32 protein-coding genes are annotated in these 26,824 nt (G+C 34.3%); 26 read left to right on the top strand and 6 right to left on the bottom strand.

What is annotated here, in order from left to right; translation table 11 throughout:
- Positions 1 to 37: 37 nt before the first annotated feature.
- Positions 38 to 967, top strand: a complete 930-nt coding sequence (locus ACP7AV_RS02200) for a DUF6427 family protein (protein ID WP_426090577.1) — start codon at positions 38 to 40, stop codon at positions 965 to 967.
- Here ACP7AV_RS02200 and upp read toward each other — a convergent pair.
- On the bottom strand, positions 962 to 1,615 hold the full coding sequence (gene upp / locus ACP7AV_RS02205; protein ID WP_426090578.1) for a uracil phosphoribosyltransferase: 654 nt from the start codon (positions 1,613 to 1,615) through the stop codon (positions 962 to 964). The two genes, ACP7AV_RS02200 and upp, sit on opposite strands and share 6 nt — an antisense overlap.
- A gap of 86 nt (positions 1,616 to 1,701) precedes the next feature.
- On the opposite strand from upp, the gene ACP7AV_RS02210 reads away from it, so the two are divergent.
- Together ACP7AV_RS02210 and ACP7AV_RS02215 are read left to right on the top strand one after the other, a co-directional pair.
- Positions 1,702 to 2,307, top strand: a complete 606-nt coding sequence (locus tag ACP7AV_RS02210; protein ID WP_426062462.1) for a DUF4254 domain-containing protein — start codon at positions 1,702 to 1,704, stop codon at positions 2,305 to 2,307.
- Positions 2,308 to 2,426: 119 nt separating this feature from the next.
- On the top strand, positions 2,427 to 3,467 hold the full coding sequence (locus ACP7AV_RS02215; protein ID WP_426090579.1) for a glycosyltransferase family 9 protein: 1,041 nt from the start codon (positions 2,427 to 2,429) through the stop codon (positions 3,465 to 3,467).
- A 30-nt stretch (positions 3,468 to 3,497) separates the two neighbouring features.
- Here ACP7AV_RS02215 and ACP7AV_RS02220 read toward each other — a convergent pair whose 3' ends face one another.
- From ACP7AV_RS02220 to ACP7AV_RS02240, 5 genes are all read right to left on the bottom strand, one after another.
- Positions 3,498 to 3,806 (bottom strand): hypothetical protein, encoded by a 309-nt coding sequence (locus tag ACP7AV_RS02220; protein ID WP_426090580.1) that lies wholly within the window; start codon positions 3,804 to 3,806, stop codon positions 3,498 to 3,500.
- Positions 3,807 to 3,838: 32 nt separating this feature from the next.
- Positions 3,839 to 4,132, bottom strand: a complete 294-nt coding sequence (locus ACP7AV_RS02225) for a type II toxin-antitoxin system RelE/ParE family toxin (RefSeq protein WP_426090581.1) — start codon at positions 4,130 to 4,132, stop codon at positions 3,839 to 3,841.
- A complete protein-coding gene (locus ACP7AV_RS02230; RefSeq protein WP_426090582.1) occupies positions 4,125 to 4,376 on the bottom strand; it encodes a type II toxin-antitoxin system ParD family antitoxin in 252 nt (83 codons plus the stop codon). Before ACP7AV_RS02230 ends, ACP7AV_RS02225 begins: the two co-directional genes overlap by 8 nt.
- Before the next feature lie 73 nt (positions 4,377 to 4,449).
- The gene (locus tag ACP7AV_RS02235) at positions 4,450 to 4,632 is read right to left on the bottom strand and encodes a hypothetical protein (protein WP_426090583.1); all 183 of its coding nucleotides are present in this window, start codon (positions 4,630 to 4,632) and stop codon (positions 4,450 to 4,452) included.
- A gap of 262 nt (positions 4,633 to 4,894) precedes the next feature.
- Positions 4,895 to 5,947, bottom strand: coding sequence for a 2Fe-2S iron-sulfur cluster-binding protein (locus ACP7AV_RS02240; protein ID WP_426090584.1), 1,053 nt, complete (start codon positions 5,945 to 5,947; stop codon positions 4,895 to 4,897).
- A 152-nt stretch (positions 5,948 to 6,099) separates the two neighbouring features.
- On the opposite strand from ACP7AV_RS02240, the gene ACP7AV_RS02245 reads away from it, so the two are divergent.
- From ACP7AV_RS02245 to ACP7AV_RS02355, 23 genes are all read left to right on the top strand, one after another.
- Positions 6,100 to 6,441, top strand: a complete 342-nt coding sequence (locus ACP7AV_RS02245; protein WP_426090585.1) for a PadR family transcriptional regulator — start codon at positions 6,100 to 6,102, stop codon at positions 6,439 to 6,441.
- 10 nt (positions 6,442 to 6,451) lie between these two features.
- On the top strand, positions 6,452 to 7,114 hold the full coding sequence (locus tag ACP7AV_RS02250; protein WP_426090586.1) for a hypothetical protein: 663 nt from the start codon (positions 6,452 to 6,454) through the stop codon (positions 7,112 to 7,114).
- A complete protein-coding gene (locus tag ACP7AV_RS02255) occupies positions 7,111 to 7,782 on the top strand; it encodes a hypothetical protein (protein WP_426062453.1) in 672 nt (223 codons plus the stop codon). Before ACP7AV_RS02250 ends, ACP7AV_RS02255 begins: the two co-directional genes overlap by 4 nt.
- Positions 7,783 to 7,791: 9 nt before the next feature.
- Positions 7,792 to 8,463 (top strand): hypothetical protein, encoded by a 672-nt coding sequence (locus ACP7AV_RS02260; RefSeq protein WP_426090587.1) that lies wholly within the window; start codon positions 7,792 to 7,794, stop codon positions 8,461 to 8,463.
- Between the two features lie 261 nt (positions 8,464 to 8,724).
- The gene (locus tag ACP7AV_RS02265) at positions 8,725 to 10,188 is read left to right on the top strand and encodes a DUF5687 family protein (protein WP_426090588.1); all 1,464 of its coding nucleotides are present in this window, start codon (positions 8,725 to 8,727) and stop codon (positions 10,186 to 10,188) included.
- Positions 10,189 to 10,238: 50 nt separating this feature from the next.
- Positions 10,239 to 10,934, top strand: a complete 696-nt coding sequence (locus ACP7AV_RS02270) for an ABC transporter ATP-binding protein (protein WP_426062450.1) — start codon at positions 10,239 to 10,241, stop codon at positions 10,932 to 10,934.
- Positions 10,935 to 11,247: 313 nt separating this feature from the next.
- Positions 11,248 to 13,875, top strand: a complete 2,628-nt coding sequence (locus tag ACP7AV_RS02275) for a tetratricopeptide repeat protein (RefSeq protein WP_426090589.1) — start codon at positions 11,248 to 11,250, stop codon at positions 13,873 to 13,875.
- A gap of 3 nt (positions 13,876 to 13,878) precedes the next feature.
- Positions 13,879 to 14,277: a bactofilin family protein gene (locus tag ACP7AV_RS02280; RefSeq protein ID WP_426062448.1), complete on the top strand. Its 399-nt coding sequence runs from the start codon at positions 13,879 to 13,881 to the stop codon at positions 14,275 to 14,277.
- Complete coding sequence (locus ACP7AV_RS02285; RefSeq protein ID WP_091203367.1) at positions 14,252 to 14,491, top strand: AtpZ/AtpI family protein; 240 nt, start codon at positions 14,252 to 14,254, stop codon at positions 14,489 to 14,491. Before ACP7AV_RS02280 ends, ACP7AV_RS02285 begins: the two co-directional genes overlap by 26 nt.
- A 17-nt stretch (positions 14,492 to 14,508) precedes the next feature.
- The gene (locus tag ACP7AV_RS02290) at positions 14,509 to 14,871 is read left to right on the top strand and encodes a hypothetical protein (RefSeq protein WP_426090590.1); all 363 of its coding nucleotides are present in this window, start codon (positions 14,509 to 14,511) and stop codon (positions 14,869 to 14,871) included.
- Between the two features lie 131 nt (positions 14,872 to 15,002).
- Positions 15,003 to 16,154, top strand: coding sequence for a F0F1 ATP synthase subunit A (gene atpB / locus ACP7AV_RS02295; protein ID WP_426090591.1), 1,152 nt, complete (start codon positions 15,003 to 15,005; stop codon positions 16,152 to 16,154).
- 41 nt (positions 16,155 to 16,195) lie between these two features.
- Entirely contained in the window at positions 16,196 to 16,396 is a 201-nt protein-coding gene (atpE, locus tag ACP7AV_RS02300; protein WP_031453874.1) for an ATP synthase F0 subunit C, read from the top strand.
- Between the two features lie 77 nt (positions 16,397 to 16,473).
- The gene (locus ACP7AV_RS02305) at positions 16,474 to 16,965 is read left to right on the top strand and encodes a F0F1 ATP synthase subunit B (RefSeq protein ID WP_426062445.1); all 492 of its coding nucleotides are present in this window, start codon (positions 16,474 to 16,476) and stop codon (positions 16,963 to 16,965) included.
- Positions 16,966 to 16,967: 2 nt separating this feature from the next.
- The gene (gene atpH / locus ACP7AV_RS02310; RefSeq protein WP_426090592.1) at positions 16,968 to 17,501 is read left to right on the top strand and encodes an ATP synthase F1 subunit delta; all 534 of its coding nucleotides are present in this window, start codon (positions 16,968 to 16,970) and stop codon (positions 17,499 to 17,501) included.
- Between the two features lie 38 nt (positions 17,502 to 17,539).
- Positions 17,540 to 19,117 (top strand): F0F1 ATP synthase subunit alpha, encoded by a 1,578-nt coding sequence (gene atpA / locus ACP7AV_RS02315; RefSeq protein ID WP_426062443.1) that lies wholly within the window; start codon positions 17,540 to 17,542, stop codon positions 19,115 to 19,117.
- Positions 19,118 to 19,215: 98 nt separating this feature from the next.
- Complete coding sequence (gene atpG / locus ACP7AV_RS02320) at positions 19,216 to 20,076, top strand: ATP synthase F1 subunit gamma (RefSeq protein WP_426090593.1); 861 nt, start codon at positions 19,216 to 19,218, stop codon at positions 20,074 to 20,076.
- Positions 20,077 to 20,166: 90 nt separating this feature from the next.
- Positions 20,167 to 20,610 (top strand): GNAT family N-acetyltransferase, encoded by a 444-nt coding sequence (locus tag ACP7AV_RS02325; RefSeq protein ID WP_426090594.1) that lies wholly within the window; start codon positions 20,167 to 20,169, stop codon positions 20,608 to 20,610.
- Between the two features lie 10 nt (positions 20,611 to 20,620).
- The gene (locus ACP7AV_RS02330; RefSeq protein WP_426090595.1) at positions 20,621 to 21,082 is read left to right on the top strand and encodes a hypothetical protein; all 462 of its coding nucleotides are present in this window, start codon (positions 20,621 to 20,623) and stop codon (positions 21,080 to 21,082) included.
- A gap of 119 nt (positions 21,083 to 21,201) precedes the next feature.
- Positions 21,202 to 22,668 carry a lipopolysaccharide biosynthesis protein gene (locus tag ACP7AV_RS02335; RefSeq protein WP_426090596.1) on the top strand — a complete coding sequence of 489 codons (1,467 nt, stop codon included), beginning with the start codon at positions 21,202 to 21,204 and terminating at the stop codon, positions 22,666 to 22,668.
- Between the two features lie 210 nt (positions 22,669 to 22,878).
- Positions 22,879 to 23,313 (top strand): dUTP diphosphatase, encoded by a 435-nt coding sequence (gene dut / locus ACP7AV_RS02340; RefSeq protein WP_426090597.1) that lies wholly within the window; start codon positions 22,879 to 22,881, stop codon positions 23,311 to 23,313.
- 206 nt (positions 23,314 to 23,519) lie between these two features.
- Positions 23,520 to 24,530 carry a sugar phosphate nucleotidyltransferase gene (locus ACP7AV_RS02345; protein WP_426090598.1) on the top strand — a complete coding sequence of 337 codons (1,011 nt, stop codon included), beginning with the start codon at positions 23,520 to 23,522 and terminating at the stop codon, positions 24,528 to 24,530.
- Between the two features lie 110 nt (positions 24,531 to 24,640).
- Entirely contained in the window at positions 24,641 to 25,990 is a 1,350-nt protein-coding gene (locus ACP7AV_RS02350; protein ID WP_426090599.1) for a tetratricopeptide repeat protein, read from the top strand.
- On the top strand, positions 25,990 to 26,775 hold the full coding sequence (locus tag ACP7AV_RS02355) for a DUF4292 domain-containing protein (protein ID WP_426090600.1): 786 nt from the start codon (positions 25,990 to 25,992) through the stop codon (positions 26,773 to 26,775). The genes ACP7AV_RS02350 and ACP7AV_RS02355 overlap by 1 nt, the downstream gene beginning before the upstream one ends.
- The last annotated feature ends 49 nt before the right edge of the window (positions 26,776 to 26,824 follow it).

Here is a 26,824-nt window from a genome sequence, read left to right on the forward strand (position 1 = left end):
TATTATATTTACGAACACAAAAGTATAAAATATCCGTATGATAACAAGTGTTTTTAGAAAATCTACACCGTTAAATTTTTCATTGGTCGTAATTTTAATGCTGGTTTTCTTTTTATTATTCCATTTTCAAGATTTATCTTGGACAAATTCCTTTTTTTCTATCGCACAAAAAGGGGGATTGTTCTGTATTGTTGTTGCTTCAGTTTTTATCACCGATTTTGTGGCAAAGAAAAACGGATTGAGTAAAGACAGTACATACACGATTTTTTTTTACTTTTTGTTTCTACTTTTTTTCCCTTCAGCGCTGGATAATTTAAACTTGATTTTGTCTAATTTCTTTATTCTGTTGGCGCTTCGCCGATTGATTTCATTACAATCTCTAAAAGCTTCCAAAGAAAAAATATTTGATGCTTCATTATGGATTTTTCTGGCTGCGTTATTTCATTTTTGGAGTATAATCTTTCTAGTGTTAGTTTTTATATCAATAATTTTTCACGTTTCCAGCGATTATAGAAACTGGATATTACCTTTTATCGCTTTTTTTATAGCAGTAATCATGTTCCTGCTTTTTGCAACAGTTTTCGATTTAAATGTCATTGAATACATCCTTAAAAGTGTACAAATCAATTTTAAGATTGATTATTTCACGAATAATTATCAAAATGGGGCTTTGTCTATTTATGCAACTGTTGCGCTGTTTTTCTTGGTTTCTATGTTTGCCACATTGTCAAGCAGACCACAATTGTTGCATACTTCTTTCAAAAAAATTATCGCCTCTTTCTTTATTGGAGTAATAATTTTTCTTATTTCTGATAATAAAAGTAATGACTTATTGCTTTTTACATTTGCGCCTTTGGCCATACTGGCAACGAGTCACATCGAAATGCCACAACTAAAATTGAAGCAGGAAATGGTACTTTTTGTGCTTATAACCTGCAGTTTATTTGCTTTTTTCAGCCAACTATAATTTTTCACCGTAGGCTAAATCTCCCGCATCTCCCAGACCGGGAACAATATAGCTGTGTTCATTAAGTTTTTCGTCTAATGAAGCGACCCAAAGATGACAGTTTTTCGGCAGATGTTCTTCCAAATGTGCAATGCCCTCTGGTGCGGCAATTACAACTGCGATATGAATTTCTTTTGGCGTTCCTTTTTCCATCAATTTATTGAAAACGCTTACAATAGATTGACCGGTGGCAAGCATGGGATCAACTAACAGCAGATTTTTGTTGTTGATGTCAGCAATGGCTTGGTATTGCACTAATATATCAAAGTAATCATCATTGTTGGGATGGTGACGGTAAGCAGATACGAAACCATTTTCGGCATTATCAAAATAATTCAGAAAACCCAAATGCAGTGGCAATCCGGCTCTTAAAACAGAACATAAAACCAGTTGATCTTTAATCTCAGTCGTGTTTTTTATGCCTAGCGGTGTTTGGATTTCGATACTTTTGTAATGTAGTTCTTTACTTAATTCATACGCCATTATTTCGCCAATACGTTCAATATTTCGTCGGAAACGCATGCTGTCATTGTGAACATTTACATTGCGTATCTGTCCCAAAAAATGATTTAGAATACTGTTTCCTTCCGATAAATAATGAATTTGCATGGTTGTATTTTTGTAATTAAACTTACAGTTATTTTTTTATGGTATAAAAGTATAAAAAGTATCTTTGTCTTTTAATATATAAAGATATGTTTTCAAAATTAGCGTACTCCGTATTCGAACAAAGCATCAAAGATTATCATCAATTTGATAACGTTGATCAGCCTATAAATAATCCTTTTCAGAAGGATAAATTTGAACATTTATTGTATCACAAAAACTGGATTGATACCGTTCAATGGCATTTTGAAGATATTATTCGGGATCCAAATATTGATCCTGTTGCAGCTTTAACATTAAAAAGAAGAATAGATGCTTCTAATCAGGAACGTACCGATATGGTGGAATATATTGACAGTTATTTTCTTCAAAAATACAGTGCTGTAATCGTAAAAGACAATGCAAAAATCAACTCCGAAAGTCCGGCGTGGGCTTTTGACCGATTGTCGATTTTGGCATTGAAAATTCATCACATGCAAGAAGAAGCTACTCGTGCTGAAGCTTCACAAGAGCACAGAGATAAGTGTAAGACAAAGTTAAATATTTTATTGGAGCAAAGAACAGATTTGTCAACTGCTATTGATGATTTATTAACAGACATCGAAAATGGCAATAAATTCATGAAAGTGTACAAACAAATGAAAATGTACAACGATGATGATTTGAATCCTGTTTTGTATCAAAACAAGAAGTAAAAAAGATATTTTGAACCATTGAGGTATTAGGAAAATTAAGAAAAACTTAATGAATCTTAATACCTTAATGGTTTTTAAACGTTAATTAATTGTCAAAAAAAATCCAACATATAGCCGTCATGAGACTTTCCGCAATGGGAGATGTCGCCATGACGGTTCCTGTTTTACGTGCTTTTGTAAGCCAGCATCCCGATGTTAAAATCACAGTTATTTCCAGACCGTTTTTCAAACCTTTTTTTGAAGGAATTCCCAATCTTTCTTTTTTTGCTTTCGATGAAAAAAAACGACACAAAGGGGTTGCAGGATTGTTGCGCTTATTCCAAGATTTGAAATACCTAAACGTTGATGCTTTTGCCGATTTACACAATGTCTTGCGCTCTAAAATCGTTCGAAGCCTTTTTGCTTTAAGCGGAAAGAAAGTAGCTTCGGTGGATAAAGGAAGAACGGAAAAAAAAGCTTTGACCCAGCCCGAAAACAAAGTGTTCCAGCAATTGCCAACGATGTTTGAAAGACATGTGAAAGTTTTTGAACAGTTCGGTTTTACAGTTGATTTATCACATCCAGTTTTTCCTGACAAAGCAATTTTGAGCCATGAAATTCTGACGATAATTGGAGAAAAAAAGCACAAACTTATAGGTATTGCTCCTATTGCACAATACGATTCTAAAGTATATCCGTTGGATTTGATGCAGCAAGTAATTGACAAATTAGCTTTGGATACAACACATACCATTTTACTTTTTGGCGGTGGAAAAAAAGAAATTGAACTATTGAATTCACTTGCTTCCAACAAAAAAAACGTAATCAATATGGCGGGGCAACTCAAATTGCATCAAGAATTGCAGCTCATCAGTAATTTGGATGTGATGCTTTCCATGGATTCCGGGAATGCGCACATTGCGGCTATGTTGGGCGTGAAAGTGATTACGCTTTGGGGCGCTACGCATCCGTACGCGGGATTTTCGCCTTTTAATCAGGCTTTAGAAAATGCCATAGTTTCGGATAGAAAGCTATTTCCAAAATTACCCACTTCGGTATATGGAAATAAAAAAGTTGCAGGTTATGAAGATGCCATGCGAACGATTTTGCCGGAATCAATAGTTTTAAAAACAAAAAATGTTCTTTTGAACCATCAAGGCATTAAGAGATTTAAGATGTAATGAAACTTAATTCTTTAATGTTTCAAGAATTCAAAGCCAAATTTTTTCGTCTTGACATCGCTTCAAAACATATCTTTTTAAATTCGAAATGGTTTCCTGATAATTTGGAGCGTCATACCCAAAACGTTCGTGCTCGGCTTGTTCTTTTTCGATAGCATCGCAGCCTTTTATGACTTCTTTAAGCATATCAAGCATTGCCAATTCTTTGTTGGTTGTTTTTTGAAATTTGAATTCCACGATTTCATCTTGTAATTGTTCACAATATTCTAAAAGTTGCGCTACTTCTGGTTCATCAAGAAGGGAAGGGTTGTTTTTGAATATTTCTCGAATGGATTTCATATAAAAAACAGTTTACAGTTTACAGTCTCAGTTTAAAGCTTAGATTTCAAATCCATTCTTTCGTGAAGAATCCTTATTATTTTTATTTCTATGACCGAAATAATTCTATACAAAATAATGTGATGATTGGTTTTAAATCCTAAAATATCAGGTTGAATTAACACATAATTTTTCCCAAAGTTGGGATAGTTGGCTAATTCCTGACAAGCTTCTAATAGTTGTTTATAATATTTATTGGCTTGTTTTTCTGACCATTCCTCGTAAGTATACTCCCAGATTTCAGCTAAATCATTTACAGCTAAATTTGTCAAATAATAGTTAGCCATTTGCTCTTTTCTTTGCTTGTAAAGATTCTAGGTGATTTTTTGGGTCAAAGTCTTTTGCAAGTCCACTATCGATTCCTTCCTGAATGGCATTTTTTAATAGTAGAACTTTATCTTCTTCTTCTTCTAGCATACGAAGACCAGCCCGAATTACCTCACTTGCATTTTGAAACCGACCTTTTGAAATACTTTTTTCGACAAAAGTTTCAAAATGATTTCCTAAAGAGACGGATGTATTCTTTCCCATGATTTTAATTTTTCACTAAAGTACCAAAATTTGGTAACAATTATAATGTTTGTTCTGAAAATTTAACTTAACATCAAAGAGAATTAATCATTTGAGCGATTCCAATTAGGATCATTACAATTCCAGCAAGATTTCCTTGCCATGTTTTTGTGTTCTTCGAAAAAAACTTGGACAAATGCAAATCTGTACTAATGTCTTTTCTCAAATATATCAAAATTACCATTCCTAAATTAATAAAGGCTATTCCCCAAAACATAGCATTCAATTTTAAGTTAATCAATGATTTCCAGTTTCTTTTAGCACAATTTTTGAGCGTTTCCTACTGACTTTTATATATGTTTTAAGGTCATACATGGATACCCTAAATTATATGTACTACTTTACGATAATAATTTATCGAAATATCGTATGGATTTTGACCGTACTATTATTCTATTAATATACTAAAAATCCCAACTTCCCTAAAACAAAAAAACTTCCCTTTTTAGAGAAGTTTTTTTATCATTTAAGGTTATTTCCTAAACATCATCATAATCTACATAAATGGTCCCTGAGGTAGGATGCGCTTGACAGGTAAGAATCAAACCCTCGGCAATTTCTTTATCGGTTAGGATGGAGTTTTTAGTCATTTCGGCAGTTCCGGCGGTAACACGGGCCAGACAACTGCTGCATATTCCTCCTTGGCACGAATATGGAGCATCAATACCCTGCTTTAAAGAGGCATCAAGAACGGTTTGTTTTTGTGACATTTCGAAAGTCATTTCCTCGTGATCTACCATTACGGTAATTTTAGTGTGACCTTCTAATGATTGTTCTATTTTATGCTCTTTGGAAGAAGTGGAAAATAATTCAAATTTTATTGCCGATTCTTTTACATTATGTTCCTTTAAAACAGCGGAAACAATATTGATCATTTCTTCCGGTCCACACAAATAGAACTTATCAAATTCCAATTCCTTGTGTTTGTTATTCAAAACAAAATTAACTATCGATTTTTCAATTCGTCCAAACAAAGCATGTTCTACTTTGGCTTGACTGAACACATAATGTACAAAAAGACGTCCCACATGTTGCAATTGCAAATCGTGTAATTCTTGATGAAAGATGGTTTCTTCAGGCGTTTTGTTTCCGTAAACCAATACAAATGAACTTTTCGGTTCGTTTTTCAATACGGATTTTAAGATAGACATTACGGGTGTGATTCCGCTTCCCGCAACAAAAGCCGCGTAGTTTTTTTGTCGATCCGCTTGGGGATCAAAAGTGAATTTCCCTTCTGGTTTTCCTACTTCAAGAACATCGCCAGCTTTAAGTTTTGTGTTGGCAAATTGAGAGAAAGCACCGTTTTTTACCGCTTTCACTGCAATGCGCAACTCGCCACTTTCCGGAGAAGAGCAGATAGAATACGCCCGACGAATTTCGTTTCCGTCAAGTGTTAATTTTAAATTGATGTATTGACCGGCAATATAAGCGTAATCTGCTTTTAATTCCTCGGGTACGTTAAAAAGTATCGAAACAGCGTCTTTGGTTTCGCGTTTTACTTCTTTTATGATTAATTTTAAAAAAGATGACATGTGATTATTTTTTTACAAAGATAGGAAACACATTAGGTTTTTTGAATTCAAAATATTTGAAAATTTTAATACCTAAAAATCTTAGGTATAAGAATCTTATGTATATTTGTTTTTCAAAATGAGATTACTTCGTGCCTCGCAATGACAAAAAAATGAAAAACTCACAATTATATAAAGGAAGTCTGAATACGATTATAATGAAATTGCTCGAAGAAAACGGCAAAATGTACGGTTATGAAATCACACAAAAAGTAAAAGCCATTACGCTTGGCGAACTTAACATTACCGAAGGCGCTTTGTATCCGGCCTTGCACAAACTGGAAGCCGAAGGTTTGCTGGATGTTGAAATCGAAAAAGTGGACAACCGCATGCGTAAATATTACAAACTCACGGAAAGCGGTCAGAAAGAAACCGTAAACCGACTCTCAGAACTCGAAGATTTCATCCGAAACATGCAGAGTTTAGTGAACCCAAGTCCAAAATTAGAATTTTAATTTTATGAAGATGAAATTAACTGTAGAACAAATAGTTCAAATAGAAGAAACATTAGTTTTAAACGGTATCGTATACGACGATATAAGGCAGGAAGTTTTAGATCATATTGCCACGGAAATACAAGTTCTGATGGATGAAAAAACACCTTCTTTTGATGAAAATTTTGAAATAGCACTGGATAAATGGTCAGAAGAATTAAAACCTGCATGTTCAATTTTCACAGGACTTAACGTTAACTGTCCACAAATAGTTTTAGACAAGAAGGTAGCAGCAATAAAAAAACAAATATTTATTGGATTTTTGATAAGTCTAATTTTTTTATTTACTTTTCTTGGTTTTTCAGCATTTTACAATCTAAAGTTACTTACTTATTATTTCCAAGTTGGGGCTCGATTAGTATTTATTACTGGATATTTATTATTGATAATAAATACAATTAGAATTTGGAATTCAAAAATAAATACATCTTTTTATCCTCAACACAAAAATAGAGTAGCTGTATACATATCTTGGATTTATCCTTTTTGTTTTATTAACACTCCAGCAGGGACTACAAACCAAATCATATTTGTTTTTACGGGTTCTCTAATGTTACTCCATCTTTTATTTAGCTCAAGATTAGCAATGAAGCATTTTAAATTTGAAAAGAAACTATCCTTTACCAAAGCATGAAACTAACCACCGAACAAATAGAATATGTATCTAATTATGTCAAATCCTTTGATATCAAGTGGTATGAATTACAAGTAGAATTTACAGATCACATGGTAAATAGTATGGAGGAAATTTGGGAGAAAGATCCGGAACTTACTTTTCATCAAGTGAAACAGTATGCTGAAGATCGTTTTGGTCGAAATGGTTTTAATGCGATTGAAGAGGATCGCACACAAATTTTAAGGAAAGAATTTAGAAAAGCGCAGTGGAATGTGATATCTGAGTATTTGAAATTCCCTAAAATTATTGTGGGTATTTTGCTTGCCCTTTTGATCTTTAAAGCATCTTTTTATTTTGATGAACCAGATAAGTTTGTTAGAAATTTATTTGGTTTATTAGCGATACTATTTATACCAGCATTCTATTCTTTTTATACAAATAGAAAAATCAAGGGAAAACGTTTTTTAGAATTGAATATCAGTCATATTACTTTCACAGGGATTTTTGGATTTATGTACTGGATAATTTATCTATTAAACTATTTTAAGGAGTCGGTTCAAAGGCATCCAATTTTAATATTACCTTTTTGTTGTGCTTTGATATTGGGAATATTATTTTTAATGACGGGAATTCACCTTCAAAAGAGAACAATTAAAAATGTCAAAAAACAGTACCAATTAAATTAATTTTTGAAGATGAAATTAACTACCGAACAAATTGCTTTAATAGAAGAAACCTTAGTTTTAAACGGTCTTAAGTACTACGACATCAAACTGGAAGTTACGGATCATATTGCTTCAGAGATAGAAGAAAGATTATGCGATGAAAAAAGTTCTTTTGAAGTTGTTTTTGATGAAGTTTTACAGAAATGGAAACCAGAATTACAGCCATCCTTTTCAGGATTGATAGGTTTTACAAATCCTAGAATAATGACTGTTAAATGTCATAAAATAGTTAAAAGGCAATTATTTACTGCAATTACAATTTCTTCTTTGATTACACTGTCATTGATGGTGTTTGTTAGAAATTCAAACTCTGAATTAGTTATAACAAATAGTCAAGGAGTCCTGAGGTCATTTGTTTTAGTCGAATTCTGTTTGGTTATTTTGGCTTGGGGTTTAATTTGGAAATCAAAGATCCAAACAACCTACAGTTATTTGATGAAGAAAAAAAGCTTTGGTCTCATTCTATTTCTTTTTATGATTGGAATTGGTGGATTTCCAGTAAGGTTAAATCATCCAGACGCTAAAATTGCTTTTACATCTGTTTTTTTTGCAATAATTTATGTTTTAATCACGGGAATTTACCTGCAATTGGCACATAAACACTTACAATTCAAAAAGAAACTGTCTATTTCTAATACGTGAAACTGATAGTCCAACGGACAGACCGACTTTATCCACAACATATTGTTCCAATTATTCAGTAGTTTTTTAATCAATGACTATTTTTTATGGAGAGCAAATATTGTTTTTATAGTAGTAATCATCGCACTTTTCATCATTTTTAAATTAATCCCTTCCAAAGCACAATCCTATCTAAAACAAACTTGTCCTGAATACAAACCACAAAATCTGTAACGTTTTCCTACTTTGACATACTTACCTTAAAACCAAAATAACCAAACTATGATTCAAAAATTCCTTTATCTCGAATGGAAAGCATTTTTTAGGTCAGCTTCCTTCGCGACTAATCTGGCTTTAAAAATCCTGATGGGTTTTGTCGCCGTTTATTTCATTTTAATCTTCCTAGCATTAGGAGTCGGGGCCTTTTATATTCTAAAGAAAATGAATTTAGATCCCATCGTAACCGTAAATCAATTCATGATTTATTATGTATTGATGGATTTAATCATCCGACTGCTGTTACAAAAAATTCCTGTGATGAACATTCGCCCCATGTTGATTTTCCCTATAAAAAAATCCACGATTGTTCATTTCTCATTAGGAAAAACCGTTTTGTCGTTCTTCAATTTGGCGCATGGTTTTTTCCTGATTCCGTTTTGTGTTGTTTTAATTATTGAAGGCTATGATGTGCTTTCCGTAGTGCTTTGGTACACTGCGATCTTTTCTTTACTATTCAGCAACAATTTTCTAAATATTCTATTGAGTAATAAAGACAATTTATTTGCCATTTTCTTAGCAACAGCTGCTATTTTAGGAGGATTACACTATTATGGACTCTTTAATATCACGGAGTTTACCGCGCCATTTTTCAATGCTATTTTCAATACGTATTGGGCTTTTGCCATTCCGGTTTTTGTTTTAATTGCGCTTTATTATGTTACTTTTCAGTATTTCAAAAAGAATTTATACCTCGATGCGGGATTGTCAAACAAACATGATGTTGCTAAAACAGAAGAGCTGACTTGGTTAAACCAATTTGGAACCATCGGAACCTTTTTAAAAAATGACATTAAATTAATCAAAAGAAACAAACGGTCAAAAACCACAGTAGGTCTCAGTGTCATGTTCCTCTTTTATGGTCTTCTATTTTTCACTAATAATGCTTTCTATAATCCTGTAATGCACATTTTTGCCGGGATTTTCGTTTCGGGTGGATTCTTAATTACTTTCGGACAATTTGTACCAAGTTGGGACAGCGCCTACTACCAGTTAATGATGACGCAAAATATTCCGTATAAAGGCTATTTAAGTTCGAAATGGTGGCTGATGGTGATTGCTACAGTAGTGACCACAACCATTGCGTCGTTCTATCTTTATTTTGGATGGCAGGTATATTTAACAATTATTGTGGGTGCTATTTATAACATTGGAGTCAATTCTCATCTGGTATTGCTGGGCGGCGCATACACTAAAACACCAATCGATTTAAGTTCCGGAAAAGGCGCTTTTGGCGATAAAAAAGCATTCAATATAAAAACCATGCTGATTTCGATTCCGCAATTGGCCTTGCCCGTTTTATTGTATTGGTTAGGTTCTAAATTTGGCAATGCCAATCTAGGCTTAGCGCTAGTAACAGGGGCAGGAGTGATTGGTTTTGCATTCAAAGAGAAAGCATTTTCGTTAATTGAAAAAATCTATAAATCAGAGAAATACGCGACCATTGCGGCTTACAAACAAAAAGGATAATTAGCAATCACATTAACCAAATAACGAGTCAACCGATTAAACTTCAAAAAATGATACAAGTAAACAACCTTTCGAAAACATACAACGGAACAACCGTATTAAAAATAGATACTTTAGAAATAAAAAAAGGCGAAAGCTTTGGATTAGTGGGGAATAACGGAGCCGGAAAAACCACTTTTTTCAGTCTTTTATTGGACTTGATCCAGCCATCAACAGGAAATATTATCAATAATGACATTCAGGTAAACACCAGCGAAAACTGGAAACCGTTCACTGCTTCTTTCTTGGATGAAAGCTTCCTGATTGGCTACTTAACGCCTGAAGAATATTTCTATTTCATTGGCGATTTACGCGGACAAAACAAAGCCGATGTCGATGCTTTATTGGCCACTCACGAAGAATTTTTCAACGGAGAAATCCTTAATAACAAGAAATATTTACGGGATTTAAGCAAAGGAAACCAGAAGAAAGTAGGCATCATCGCCACCTTAATCGGAAATCCGGAAGTCATTATTCTAGACGAACCGTTTGCCAATTTAGACCCCACGACCCAATTTCGATTAAAAAAAATTATCAAGGATTTAGCCGATAATCCGGAAGTAACCGTCCTGGTTTCCAGCCACGATTTACTGCACACCGTTGAGGTCAGCAACAGGATTGTCGCGCTGCACAAAGGCGAAGTGGTCAAAGACATTCAAACCTCAGAGGAAACCTTACAGGAATTAGAACTGTTTTTTGCTGTTTAAAATTCAACGCAACTGTCGTAGACAAAACTTTTACCGGTAATTTGCTAATTGCATTTACTAATTTGAATGTTCAGTTTACGAATTAGCAGTTTATTTTGGGCGTAACCCTCCGTAAAAACTTCGGGTCGGGCTGTCCGCTGTATCTTTATTTTCTTAAAGAAAGAAAATAAAGGATGCCGCTTCCATCCCTTACGCAGCAGACGAATATCCAAATATAATGTCATAATTTTCACGATATCAAAAAGAAATGTATTTTTACCAGTGCATATACTAAAAAGTATATTTGGCAGTTAATTGATAAAAACGTTTTCCATTGAAAATCAATATATTTAAACCGTTATCCTTCTTGTTGTTTTTTGCTTTTTTAGTAGCTTGTTCTACCAAGAGAGACACTTTTATGGCTAGGAATTCGCATGCCTTAAGCACTAATTATAATATTTTATACAACGGTCAAGTAGGATTGGATAAGGGAGTTCTGGCGGTAAATGCCAATAACGATGATGATTTTTGGCAACTTCTGCCGGTAGAAAAAATGCAAATTGTAGAAGATTTCACTTCCACAACAAAATCTAAAAACACCGATTTTGAATTGGCAGAAACCAAAGCTACCAAAGCCATTCAAAAACATTCGATGAACATTGGTGGTAAAGAAAAAAACAGTCAAATTGACGAAGCGTATCTGATGCTTGGAAAAGCCAGATATTACGACCAACGATTTGTTCCTGCGCTCGATGCATTCAATTATATTCTATACAAATACCCAAACAGCAGCCGAATTTATGAAGCTAAAATTTGGCGCGAAAAAACCAACATGCGTTTGGGAAATGATGCTTTGGTGATAAAAAATATCAGTAAATTATTAGAAGATCAAGATGTAAAAAAACAAGTTTTTGCAGATGCAAACGCTCTTTTAGCCGCTTCTTTTTTAAATTTAGAAGAAAAAGACAGTGCCGTTGCTAAACTAAAATTAGCAATAGAATTCACGAAAGTAAATCAGCAAAGAGCCCGTTACCGTTTTGTTTTGGGACAACTGTATCAAGAATTGGGATACAAAGACAGTGCTGTTACTTCCTATCAATCCGTGATTGCTATGAACCGAAAAGCGGAGCGCAAATTTGTTATTCAGGCACATGCCAAAAAAGCGGAGTTGTTTGACTACCAAGCGGGAGATTCGGTTTCTTTTGTAAAAACATTCGATAAATTGATTCAAGACCGGGAAAATCGTCCGTACAAAGATTTGATTTTTTATCAAATGGCAGTATTTCATGACAAGCAAAACAATCAGAAAACTGCATTGGATTTTTACAATGCATCGTTACGAACCAATTCAAAAGACACCTATTTAGTAGCTTCAAATTACAGGAATTTGGGAAATCTGTATTTTAGAAATGCAGAATATCCGTCGGCAGCAAAATATTACGACAGCACTTTGGTTAAACTGAATACTAAAACAAGGGAATTTGCAAAAATCCAAAAAATAAGGAGCAACCTTGATGAGGTGATTTTGTATGAAGCGCTTGCAAAGCAAAATGACAGTATTTTAAATGTGGTTGCGATGAATCCTGCGGATCGTAAATCTTATTTTGAAAAGTACATTGTTGCTCTAAAAGAAAAAGATGAGGTTAAGCGACTTTTAGAGGAGAAAAACAAAGCGAAACAGGAAAACATAAACAGAAACAATTCGATGACTTCGATTGATGCTGCTTCAGGTCAAGAGCCGGCAAAATCAGCCCGTAAATCATCAATGGCTCCGCCTACTATTACCAGTGCGGCTTCTCAACCAGCCGCTGGTGTTTTCTATTTTTATAATCCGACAACGGTCGCTTTTGGAAAAGTAGAATTTAAGAAAAATTGGGGCGAAAGGACTTTAAATGGCAATTGGAGAATTTCATCAGGAAATGCAAATTCATCTTTAGCTACTGCTTCGGATGAGGATAAACAATCCGTTGAAAAGGAAGCGGAACCAAATAAAATTGTGGAACAATACACCGCTGATTTTTACCTGAAACAACTACCAACAACGCAAATTGAATTGGACAGCATCAATAAAGAAGGCAATTTTGCGTATTATCAGTTGGGGATTATTTACAAGGAAAAATTCAAAGAAAATGCTTTGGCAATTGCTAAACTGGAACAATTTTTAATCAATAATCCAGAAGAAAAACTGACGCCGCCAGCGATGTACAATTTGTATAAATTATATCAAATCACAGATGTAAATAGAGCGGCAGAAATGAAAAACAACATTTCAGCTCAATTTCCGGATTCTCGATATGCACAAATAATAAATAACACTAATCCAAATGGAATTTCTCAAAATGAAACCCCGGAAAGTGTCTACAAGAAATGGTATAAGTTATTTCAACAAGAACAATTTGTTACGGTTTTAGAAAACGCAGACGTTTTGATTAGTCAGTTTTCGGGAGATGAGATTGTATCTAAATTTGAGTTACTTAAAGCAAATGCTATTGGTAAATTAAAGGGTTTGTCGGCGTACAAGAACGCATTGCAAGTGGTAGCGGATAATTATCCCAACAGTGAAGAAGGGAAAAATGCACAAGTTATTCTGACCGAACAAATCCCATTTTTAGAGAATATGGAATTCAAAACAACGGATTCAAACAATTGGAAAATTCTATTTCTAGTGGGTTCCCGCGACGATAAAAACACAAAAGCTTTAGAAGAAAAAATCAAATTATTCATTGCGAGTGAAAATCTTCAAAAACTATACTATTCGTATGATATTTACACGGAGAAAGAAAATTTTATTACAATTCATGGGATAAAATCACGAGTTTACTCGGATGAAATTGCATTGGTTTTGAAAGAAAATGTAAAATATAAAATGGCCGAACCAGCTATTGTGATTTCGGGCGATAACTACAAAGTGATTCAAATTAAGAAAAATCTTGAAACGTACTTAGCACCAGCAAAAAAGTAAAATATGTTTGATAAAAAACAAAAATCATACACCGATCTTTTGGGAAAAACCAATCGAATTGTGGAAGGAACAACGATAAAAGGCGACATTATATCCCAAGCTGATTTTAGATTGGACGGGAATTTAATAGGAAATTTTCAGTCGGAAGGAAAAATTGTTATTGGACCTGCGGGAAGTGTCACCGGTGATATTATCTGTAAAAATGCGGATGTCGAAGGAAAATTTGACGGAAAAATACAAGTTACTGAAGTCCTGAATGTAAAAGCGAAGGCCAGTATTCATGGCGAAGTTTCAGTAGGAAAATTATCCGTGGAACCAGGTGCTGATTTCACTGCTTCTTGCGCGATGAAAACCAATAGTAAAAATCAAACCTTGAATGATGGACAACAAAACACCAAATAAAAACAATTCTAACAAGTGGTTGGTATTTATGGGAATTCCGTTTCAAATGGGAATTGTCATTTTTGCGTTCACTTACTTTGGGATGTGGCTCGATAAAAAATATTCAGATGAAAGCTCTTCCTTTTACACTATTATTTTATCACTATTGTCCGTTTTTATAGCACTTTACAACGTAATTCGACAAGTTAAAAATATTAATAAAAATAACGAATGATTAAAATTTTGCCGTTTTTGAAGTATCTAATACCCTTCACATTGCTCTTTTTTGTTGCACAATATTATGGAACAGCAGCCTGGAGTGCACATCATGAATTTTTTTATGCTACTTGGAGTATTTATCTTTTCCTGTTTGTTTCTACGCTCTTAATCTATTTGCTGTTGCTTTTTGTAAATTTAAACTTTCCGGATTTTACCGGTTTTGCTTTTCTGGCCACCACTTTTGTGAAAATGATGGCGGCTGTCGTTTTTTTGATTCCATTAATCCAATCAGAAGGCAGAGAAACTAATTTGGATATAGCAGCTTTTTTCATCCCTTATTTCCTATTTTTGCTTTTTGAAACCATTTTTGCAATACGATTACTAAATAAAAGATAAATTGCTTGAAAATAATGCAATACGATTGTAAAATTCATTTTTTAAAATCATCATTATAATTTTCAATTTTCAATTAAATATGTACCTTTGCAAAAAATTTTAAAAACGTAAAATCAGATACACAATTAATAATGGTAATTTCTAAAAAATCACTTCAATTCCTGTTAGTTACTTTTCTAGCGTGTATGCCGTTGGTTACTTTCGCAAATCCAACAGCGGATAGTCTTCAAAATCACACAGAAAACGCTGCTCCTGTTACAGAAGCGCACGGAGAAACAGGTCATTCTGCTGAAAAAGAATTCAATGCTACGGAATTGATTAATGATCACATTGGAGATTCTCATGAATTTCACATTGCGGATTATGACGGTCATCCTATTACGTTTTATCTTCCTGTGATTTTATGGACAAACAATGGATTGGAGATTTTTTCTTCAGAACAATTTCACCATGATAATGAAGGACACCATGTTGTTGATGTTAATGGTCAAAAATTAGTTCGTTTCAACGAGGTTATTTTTTATGCGGATAAATTTGAAACCTTAACGGAAGATGAAAGAAAAAATGGTGCTTTCGCGTTTGACGCCAGACCACTTGATTTTTCGATCACAAAGAATGTTTTCTCGATGTTGATGTCAGCTCTTGTATTGTTCTTTTTGTTTCTTGCGGTAGCTCGTTCTTACAATAAAAACAAATTGGCGCCAAAAGGAATCGCTGGATTTCTGGAGCCATTAGTAATATTCGTTAGAGATGAAATTGCCATACCTAATATTGGAACAAAAAAATACGCGCAATACATGCCGTATTTATTGACTATATTTTTCTTTATCTGGATTAACAACCTTATTGGATTGATTCCTTTTTTCCCTTTCAGTTCAAACCTTACTGGAAATATCTTCTTTACATTTGTATTAGCATTGATTACTTTTATTGTAACCTCTTTCAGTGCCAACAAAGATTATTGGAAACATATTTTTATGCCTCCAGTTCCTAAAGCGTTGTATCCTATCATGATTCCTGTAGAAATCATTGGAATGTTGACAAAACCTTTTGCATTAATGATTCGTTTATTCGCGAATATTACTGCGGGACATATAATTATATTGAGTTTAGTCTCATTGATTTTTATATTCAAATCAGTAGCCGTTGCGCCAATTTCTGGAGCTTTTGTACTGTTCATGAGTGTACTTGAAATGTTGGTTGCGGCGTTACAGGCTTATGTCTTTACGTTGTTGACAGCATTGTTTATTGGTCAGGCCGTAGCAGAGCACGATCATCATTAAAATGTGTTTTATTAATTATTAACTATATTAAATTTAGTATTATGGTATTAGCTGGAATCGGAGCTGGATTAGCTGTTATTGGTGCAGGTCTAGGTATTGGAAAAATTGGTGGTTCTGCAATGGACGCTATTGCTCGTCAACCTGAGGCTGCTGGAAAAATCCAGACTGCTATGATTATCGCTGCTGCACTTATTGAAGGTGTTGCACTTTTCGCAGTAGTTGTTGCGTTGATCGCAAAATAATTAAAATCTAAAACTTCCTGATACGGTTGGTATCAGGAAGTTTTTATTTCTAAAACAAACTTTTTAAATATAAAAATATGAATTTAACAGCACCAGAGAGTTTAATTTTTTGGACCTCGATCATCTTTATAGTTTTCTTTATCCTTTTAAGAAAATTCGCTTGGAAACCAATTCTTGGCGCAGTAAAAGGTAGAGAAGATTCAATCAATGAAGCGTTATCTTCAGCAGAAACTGCTCGTAGAGAAATGCAAAATCTTACTGCCGAAAACGAACGTATTCTTCAGGAAGCAAGATTAGAGCGTGACTCTTTATTGAAAGAAGCACGTGAAATGAGAGATAAAATGATTGCTGATTCTAAAGCTGACGCGCAAGCAGAAGGCGCAAGAATGATCGAGCAAGCTAAAACAGCTATTTTAGCAGAAAAAAATGCCGCTATGGCTGAATTGAAATCACAAGTTTCATCATTGTCATTAAGTATTGCTGAAAAAGTATTAAAAGATGAATTATCTAACAAAGAAGCTCAAACGAAATTGATTGAGAATATGTTAGGTGACGTTAAATTGAACTAATTATGGCTAGTACAAGAGCAGCAATTCGTTATGCAAAAGCAATTTTGGACTTAGCAAACTCAAAAGGTGTTGCCGAAGCAGTAAGCAGTGATATGAAAACTATTGCTACAACTATCAATGGAAATTTAGAATTGAGTACTTTTATTCAAAATCCTACCATTAAAGTTGCGGTTAAAGAAAATGTCTTGTTAGAAGTTTTTGCGGGTATCAACGGAGTAACTCAAGGGTTATTTCATTTGTTATTTGAAAACAAAAGATTCGAAATATTAGGGGCTATTGCTACTGAATATGGTAAATTATCGGACTTGGAAAATGGTATCGAAGTAGCGCAAGTTACTACTGCAATTCCTATGGATGAGGCTTTAGAAGCAAAAGTTTTAGCGAAAATAGCAACATTTTCAGATAAAAAAATTACAATAGAAAATATAGTAGATCCTGCAATAATTGGAGGTTTTATTTTGAGAATAGGTGATAAGCAATACAACGCTTCAGTTGCCAACAGATTACAAGTATTAAAAAGAGAGTTAAGTAATTAGTTTTATTGCACATTTAAGTGTTTAAATTATAAATTAAGATGGCGGAAATTAAACCTGCTGAAATTTCAGCAATATTAAGAAAGCAAATAGAAGGTTTTGAATCTGGTGCTACACTAGAAGAAGTAGGAACCGTACTTCAAGTTGGAGATGGTATTGCTCGTATTTACGGGCTTTCTAATGTTCAATACGGAGAGTTAGTTGAATTTGACAACGGATTAGAAGCTATTGTTTTGAATCTTGAAGAAGACAATGTTGGTGTGGTACTTTTAGGACCATCAACAGGAATCAAAGAAGGTTCAACTGCAAAAAGAACACAACGTATTGCTTCTCTCAAAGTAGGAGAGCAAATGGTAGGTCGTGTAGTAAACACTCTTGGTTTTCCTATTGATGGAAAAGGACCAATCGGTGGAGATTTATATGAGATGCCTTTAGAAAGAAAAGCTCCTGGAGTTATCTTCCGTCAGCCCGTTACTGAACCATTACAAACAGGTATCAAAGCAGTAGATGCTATGATCCCAGTAGGTCGTGGACAACGTGAGCTAGTTATTGGTGACCGTCAGACAGGTAAATCAACTGTTTGTATCGATACTATCTTAAATCAAAAAGAATTTTACGATGCTGGGAAACCGGTATTTTGTATCTATGTCGCTATTGGACAAAAAGCTTCGACTGTAGCAGGAATCGCTAAAATGTTAGAAGAAAAAGGTGCAATGGCGTATACTGTTATCGTTGCTGCAAATGCATCTGATCCAGCTCCTATGCAAGTGTATGCTCCTTTCGCAGGTGCTGCAATTGGCGAATATTTCAGAGATTCAGGTCGTCCGGCTTTAATTGTTTATGATGATTTATCAAAACAAGCGGTTGCGTATCGTGAAGTTTCTCTTTTGTTAAGAAGACCACCGGGACGTGAGGCATATCCTGGAGACGTTTTTTACTTGCACAGTAGATTATTAGAACGTGCTTGTAAAATAATTGCAGATGATGGCATCGCTAAAAATATGAATGATTTACCAAATTCATTGAAATCAATTGTAAAAGGTGGTGGTTCGCTTACTGCCTTACCAATCATTGAAACTCAAGCTGGTGACGTTTCTGCATACATCCCAACAAACGTAATTTCGATTACAGATGGTCAAATTTTCTTGGATGGAGATTTGTTTAACTCTGGAGTTCGTCCGGCGATTAACGTAGGTATTTCGGTATCTCGTGTTGGAGGAAATGCGCAAATTAAATCGATGAAAAAAGTAGCAGGTACTTTGAAACTGGATCAGGCACAATTCCGTGAATTGGAAGCGTTTGCTAAATTTGGTTCTGATTTAGATGCAGTCACTTTAAACGTAATTGAAAAAGGAAAAAGAAACGTTGAAATCTTGAAACAAGGTTTGAACGATCCATATACTGTAGAAGATCAAGTTGCGATTATCTATGCTGGTTCTAAAAACTTATTGAGAAATGTTCCTGTGAACAAAGTAAGAGAATTTGAGAAAGACTTCTTGGAATTCTTGAACAACAAACACAGAGCAACTCTTGATGCGTTGAAAGCAGGAAAATTAACAGACGAAATTACAGATGTAATCGAATCTGTAGCAAAAGAATTATCAGCAAAATATAACTAAAACTAGTCAAAAGTTGTAAAGTCGAAAGTCTTAAAGTCAGTTTATCTGCTTTTGAGGACTTTAGACTTTATGACTTTACGACATTAGACTAATATAAAATGGCAAATTTAAAGGAAATCCGTAATAGAATTACTTCCGTTTCATCGACGATGCAAATTACATCGGCAATGAAAATGGTTTCTGCAGCAAAGCTAAAGAAAGCACAAGATGCAATTACAGCAATGCGACCTTATGCCGAAAAATTAACGGAATTATTGCAAAATCTTTCTGCTACACTCGAAGGTGATGTTGGTGGAGAATTTACAACCCAACGCGAAATTAAGAAAGTGTTACTTGTTGTAGTGACTTCTAATAGAGGTTTGGCTGGTGCTTTTAATACCAATGCAATCAAAGAAGCTAAAAGCCGTGCTGAATTTTACACAGGTAAACAAGTGGATATTTTTGCCATAGGAAAAAAAGGAAACGATGTTTTAAGCAAAACATTACCGGTCGTAGCTAATGAAAGCGCTGTTTTTGATGATTTGACTTTTGATAATGTGGCTAAAATTGCTAATTCATTAATGGAGAAATTCGTTGCTGGAGAATACGATAAAATTGAGTTGATTTACAATCAATTTAAAAATGCAGCTACACAAATCATTCAAACGGAACAATTCTTGCCTTTAGCGTCTCTCAAATCAGATCTTACGGTTACTCCCGGAGATTACATTTTTGAACCATCAAAAGAAGAAATCGTGTTGACTTTGATTCCAAAGTCATTAAAAACACAATTGTACAAAGGAATTCGTGATTCATTTGCTTCTGAGCACGGAGCGCGTATGACTGCGATGCACAAGGCGACTGATAATGCAACAGAATTGAGAAATCAATTGAAATTGACTTACAATAAAGCACGTCAGGCTTCTATTACTAATGAAATATTAGAGATTGTTGGTGGAGCTGAAGCATTGAATGGGTAATAGGTTATTGATTCGAAATATATTCTAAGAGCCAACAGATGTTGGCTCTTTTTTTGTTTAATTTTATAGTTTAAAATAATACTAGGAAGAATGAAAATACAATTAAGAGAACTCAGCACAGTAGAAGAAATGCTTGAAAACATTGAAGTAATGCGATTTTTATACCCCACATTTACGGTAGAAAAATACCAATCGTATCTTACGGAGATGATTCCGCACAATTACAAGCAGGTAGCCGTTTTTGAAAAGGAGGTTTGTGTGGCGGTTTCCGGGTTTTGGTCGGGAACAAAACTTTGGTCGGGAAAATACATCGAGATTGATAATTTTATTGTGCACCCGGATCACCGTTCCAAAGGATTGGGCAAAATGATGACGGATTATGTTGATGTATTGGCGAAGGAAACTGGTTGTACCATGATCGTTTTAGATGCCTTTACCGGAAATTTCACCGCACATCGCTTTTATTACAACCAAGGTTATGTGCCAAAAGGGTTTCACTTTCTTAAGATTTTTAATGAAGAAGGATTAAGTTAAATTAAAAATTATGAAAAGATATAAATCCATTGGCGCCTTATTTATCACCGCTATCAGCCTTACTTTTTGTGCCACGAAACAAGAACTTCAAACAGAATTTCCTCAAGAAATCCAGTCTGCTTTTTATCAGAAAATGCAGAATGGCAACGAAAATAGCGGTACTCATTTTTATATCGAATTTAAAAAACCGCTTGCGACAAACATCAAATTGGAGAAAATCTATTTTCACAATCAAGAATCTCCAGTTGAAAAAATTACTAAAAACACCTTTGTAGCACATTTTTATCAACGTAATAAAAAAGAAGATTTAATTTTGGATAGTAATCCTGCCAAGGAATACGGCAATAAAGCGCCCGTAATTCAAAAATCTAAATTTGATTTGAAACCCAATGAAGCAATTTTGAAATACAAGAAAGACAATAAAACCCAGTTCTTTAAAATAACCAACCTCATAGAAAAGCCATTGCGGTAATTGCGCAATAGAAAAGCTTTTGTTTTTGATTGTTCTCTTTCAAAACAAACATTCACTTCAATGGATTAAACCAAAGAATTAGTTATTTTTGGCTTTTTAATTTTAATAAAAACACCATTTTGGGATTATATAAAAATCTTTTTAAACAGACTGCCATTTACGGATTGGCAACGGTCATCCCCCGAATGTTCAGTTTTTTTTTGGTGCCATTGTACACGGATTTACTCCCAAAAGCAGCATACGGAAAGGTTTCGATCATTTTTGCCGGCATGATTTTTTTTAATGTCATTCTTGCGTACGGAATGGAAACCGCTTTTTTCAGATTTTACAATAAAGAAACAGACAAGAAATCGGTAGTGGAAACCACATCCGTTTCGCTTTTTTGGACTTCCATTTCGTTTCTATTCATAGCATTATTATTCCGCAATAAATTAGCCGTTTGGTCTGGAATTGACGCGCAATATATTACGTATAACATTTGGATTTTAGTGCTCGATGCCTTGGTGATTGTTCCATTCTCTAAATTAAGGGTCAATCAGCAACCGATAAAATACGCCATAATCAAAATAGGAAATGTAGCTGTCAATTTGTTTCTGAACCTTTTCTTTTTAAGTTATTTACCGGCGATTGCAGAGTCAAATCCAGACAGTGTTTTACGTTCTTTGTACTTGGAAGATTTTCAAATAGGCTATATATTTGTTTCCAATATTGTTGCCAGTTTACTTACATTTATACTGTTGTCTCCCAATTACTTTAAATTAAAATGGCATTTTGATTATTCGCTATGGAAACGAATGATGAAATACGGTATGCCTATTATGGTGGCCGGAATAGCATTTGCCATCAACGACCAATTTGACAAAATTTTACTGGGCTATTTATTGCCTCCTGACATTGCTGATGCCGAAGTGGGCGTTTATTCCGCCTGCTACAAACTTGGATTATTCATGGTTTTGTACCGAACGGCCTATACTTTAGGAATCGAACCCTTCTTTTTTAGCCACTCGGATAGTCAGGATGCGCCACAAACATACGCTACGATCACCAAATATTTTGTGATATTTGGCTCTTTTATATTACTGTCAGTCATCGTTTTTGCTGATATTCTGAAAGTAATTATGATTCAGGATGAGTCCTATTGGGAAGCCATGAAAGTAGTGCCATTGATTATTCTGGCCAACTTCTTCTTAGGAATTTATACCAATCTTTCCGTTTGGTACAAACTGATCGATAAAACACATATTGGTGCCTATATTTCCATAGTGGGAGCCATAATCACACTCGTGTTAAATTACCTGCTGATCCCAACAATGAGTTATTACGGGTCGGCAATTGCCACTATTGCGGCGTACGGAAGCATGATGAGTATCTCCTATTATTTTGGAAATAAATATTATCCTATACCGTATGACACGAATAAAATCTTCATGTATCTATTGATTTCAGTAGGATTTTCGGCAGTTTCATTTTACGGTTTTAGAGAGAATTATTACGTAGGAATCACGTTATTACTGGTATTTATTTACTTTATATACCACAACGAAAAAGAATTATTAATCAAAATGTTGAATCGAAAAAAGAATTAGAACTTAATTTAAATTTTTAGGAGCTATTTCCTGCTATTCGTTGCAAATGAAATTCACTGAACTCAAATGAAAATAAAAGTATAGTGAAGTAATCTTTTCCTTTTTAAAGAAAAAAGGAAAAGGATTTCTACTACTATCAGGGCTATTACTAAAAAGAAACAACAATATGTACAGACAAGTGGCGACTTGTTTCTTCTAAATAAAAAAACAATGACAATAAACATCATCAACAAATCACAACATGCCTTGCCTAACTATGAAACCATAGCTTCTGCAGGAATGGACTTACGAGCCAACTTATCTGAATCCGTAACACTAAAACCACTGGAAAGAACGATCATAAAAACAGGTCTTTTCATTGAATTGCCCATAGGTTATGAAGCACAAGTACGTCCGAGAAGTGGTTTGGCCGCCAAAAAAGGAATTACGGTTCTGAATTCTCCTGGAACAGTAGATGCCGATTATCGTGGTGAAATTGGTGTAATTTTAGTAAATTTATCCAACGAAGATTTCGTTATTGAAACCGGAGAACGCATTGCACAGCTCATCATCGCAAAACACGAACGTGCGCAGTGGATTGAAGTGCAAGAGTTAGCAGAAACCTCAAGAGGAGAAGGCGGTTTTGGAAGTACGGGAGTAAAATAGTCCTCAGTATTCAATCGCAGTTAGTAATTGTAAAATAACGAAGTAAAGAATATATTTCAAATACAACGCTGCGAAAATCCGTTTAATCCGTGTGATCTGTGGCGAATAAAAAAGATAGTTCGCAAATCGTGCAAACATAAAAATAATAAAAACCTTCGTAAACTTTGCGAGAACCTTCGTAAACTTTGCGGTTTAAAAAAAATAATATGAAAATAATTGTCCCAATGGCCGGTCGTGGCTCACGTCTTCGCCCACATACATTAACCATTCCTAAGCCATTAATTCCTGTTGCCGGAAAACCAATCGTTCACCGTCTGGTGGAGGATATTGCCGGAGTGTTGAATCAAGATATTGAAGAAGTTGCTTTTATTATTCATGAAAGTTTTGGTAAAAAAGTAGAAGAAGAACTACTTGCTATCGCGCAAAAATTAGGCGCCAAAGGCACTATTTATTACCAAAATGAAGCGTTAGGAACAGGTCATGCTATTATGTGTGCCAAAGATTCTTTAAGCGGTCCAGCTGTTATTGCTTACGCAGATACATTAATTCGTGCCGATTTCGATTTAGATAAAAATGCGGACAGTGTGATTTGGGTAAAACAAGTAGGTCAACCAGAAGCGTTTGGTGTTGTAAAACTGAATGAAGCGAATGAAATAGTAGAGTTAGTGGAGAAACCGGCAGCTTTTGTATCTGACCTTGCCGTAATTGGAATCTACTATTTTAAAGATGTTGCCGTTTTAAAAAACGAATTACAATTAGTATTAGACAACAACATTATCCACGGGGGCGAATATCAAATAAATGACGGAATCAAGCAGATGATGGCCAAAGGCATGAAATTTGTTCCGGGTAAAGTAGACGAATGGATGGATTGCGGTAATAAAAATGTAACCGTTGATACGAATTCCAGAATGTTAGGATTCTTGCATAATGATGGCGAACATTTAGTGGACTTTGATGTCAAATTAGAAAATTCAACTGTAATTCCGCCTTGTTATATCGGTAAAAATGTAATTTTGATAAACGCAACTGTTGGACCAAATGTATCTTTAGGTGATGGATGTCATGTTCAAAACAGTACCGTAAAAAACAGTTTAATACAAACACACTCTCACATCAAAAATGCAAATTTAGACAACGCAATGATTGGAAATCACGCCAGTTTTGACGGTAATTTTTCAAGCATTAGCATTGGTGATTATTCGGTTTTAGAATAAAGTTCCGCACATATTCATAGATTACTTTTTTTTTAATCTGTGAATCGGTGTCTAAAAAAATTAATATAGTTTTTTATAAAAATTTTAGCTATTTCGGTTTAAATAAAAACATGAAAAACAACGCTTTCATACTGTATATTTTAGGAATTTCATTATTTCCTGCTTTGCTGTGGGCACAAACGGAACCTGAAGAAATCAAGCTCGATACGGATCAGTTTCAAGAACTTTTTTATGAATCCTTGCTTCAGAAAGGAATTGAAAATTATGATAAAGCGATAATTGCTTTAGATAAAGCCAATAAAATAAAACCGAACGATGCAACTGTTTATTATGAATTGGGAAAGAATTATTTAGCATTAAAAGAGTATAAGAGTGCCTATAATTACTTTGAAAACGCCACTAAAATAGATCCAAAAAATAAATGGTTCTGGATAGGAATGTATGACGTGAGTTACGAGACTAAAAATTTCACTCAAGGAATTACCGTCATCAGCAAGTTGATTGAATTTGATCCAAAGTACAAAGAAGATTTGACCTCACTATACATGGGGACCAATCAGTATGAAAAAGCACTCGCGTTGATTCAGGAATTAAATGAAACCTATGGAAAAACGGACCGAAGGGAATTATACAAAAGTCAGATTTTATCAGTAGGGAAATTTCAAAATATGGAGATTACCAATCTGGAAGATCTAATTGCTAAAAATCCACAGGATGAGTTCAATTATATTAGTTTAATATTTTTGTATTCCAAAAATAATGAAGAAACAAAAGCTTTTGAAACCGTCAAAAAACTGGAAAAAGCAATTCCAGATTCGGAATGGGCGCAAGTGAGTTTATTCAAGAATTATTTGGATGCCAATGACGCACCAAAAGCGATAAAAGCGATGAATGTCGTTTTGGCCAGTTCCAAAATAGATTCGAAAATTAAACATAGAATTCTGAATGAGTTTCTGATTTTCACCGATAAGAATCCGCAATATTCGCCTGATTTAGAGAAAGCTGTGAACTATTTTGACAATGATTCTTCGGTAGATGTAGCCAAAGAAATAGGGAAGTTTTTCCACACTAAAAAACAATGGGAAAAAGCTATTATTTATTATGAAAAATCGACAAGCAAGGAAATAGGAGATACTGTAGAAACGAATTTACTTTTGCTTCAAGCGCATACAGAGATGAAACAATTTGATGCAGTAGCCAAAAAATCGTTGGCGCTGGTAGAGACTTTTCCAACACAACCGCAATTTTATTATTATGCCGGTTTGGCTAACAATCAGCTCCAACAATTTAAAAAAGCGAAAGATTTATTAGAAATGGGCATGGATTATGTAGTGGAGAATAAGGAATTGGAAATAAATTTCAATATCCAGCTTGGAGAAGCGTACAATGGTTTGGGAGATTTCAAGAAAAAAGACTTGTTTTTCTCTAAAGCCAATCAATTATTAAAAGAAAAAAAATAATGAAAAAAATTTCAATACTAGTACTACTTACTGTTTTTATGGTATCGTGCAAATCGAAAGCTATTGCCGTCGCAGCAAGTAATGAGCCTGTCATGGGGGCAGGATACATGACGGCCAAAAAAATAATAGAAAATCACTATAACAATAAAAATGAATTTTCTACATTATACATTAAGTCAAACGCTCGTTACGCTGATGACAAACAAACGCAAAATGTTACCGCTGAAATCAAAATAAAGAAAGACGAACAGATTTTGGTAAGCATCCGTTTCCTGGGAATTACAATGGCAAAAGCATTAATTACTCCCACTACAGTAAGCTATTATGAAAAGATAAACGGGAAATATTTTGATGGTGATTTCAGTACTTTAAGCCAGTGGCTAGGAACGGATTTAGATTATAATAAAATCCAGAACATGTTATTAGGCCAGGCAATTGATGATTTGACAAAAGGAAAATATTTAGAGTCATTATTGGAACAAACGTATCGATTGGATGATACATCAAATAAAAATACCAAAAAATCATTCTTTTTGGATGCCGATAAATTCTTGGTTCAAAAACAGGAAATCACGCAAACTGCTGAAGAGCGAATGATCAAAGTAGCATATTCTGACAACAAAGTATACAATCAGGCTACATTGCCAACAAGCGTTTTAATAAATACATTTCAGAAGAAAGGAAATACCGAAATTAATCTCGAATACAACTCAGTAACTTTCAATGAAGAACTTTCTTTTCCTTATAGTGTTCCAAATGGGTACAAAAGAATTATAATTAAGTAAATTAGCAAAAATATTTTTTCGATATGCCAAAATTTCTCCTAAGCCTAAT

Source organism: Flavobacterium sp. DSR3-2, from assembly GCF_049896525.1.
GTDB lineage: Bacteria > Bacteroidota > Bacteroidia > Flavobacteriales > Flavobacteriaceae > Flavobacterium.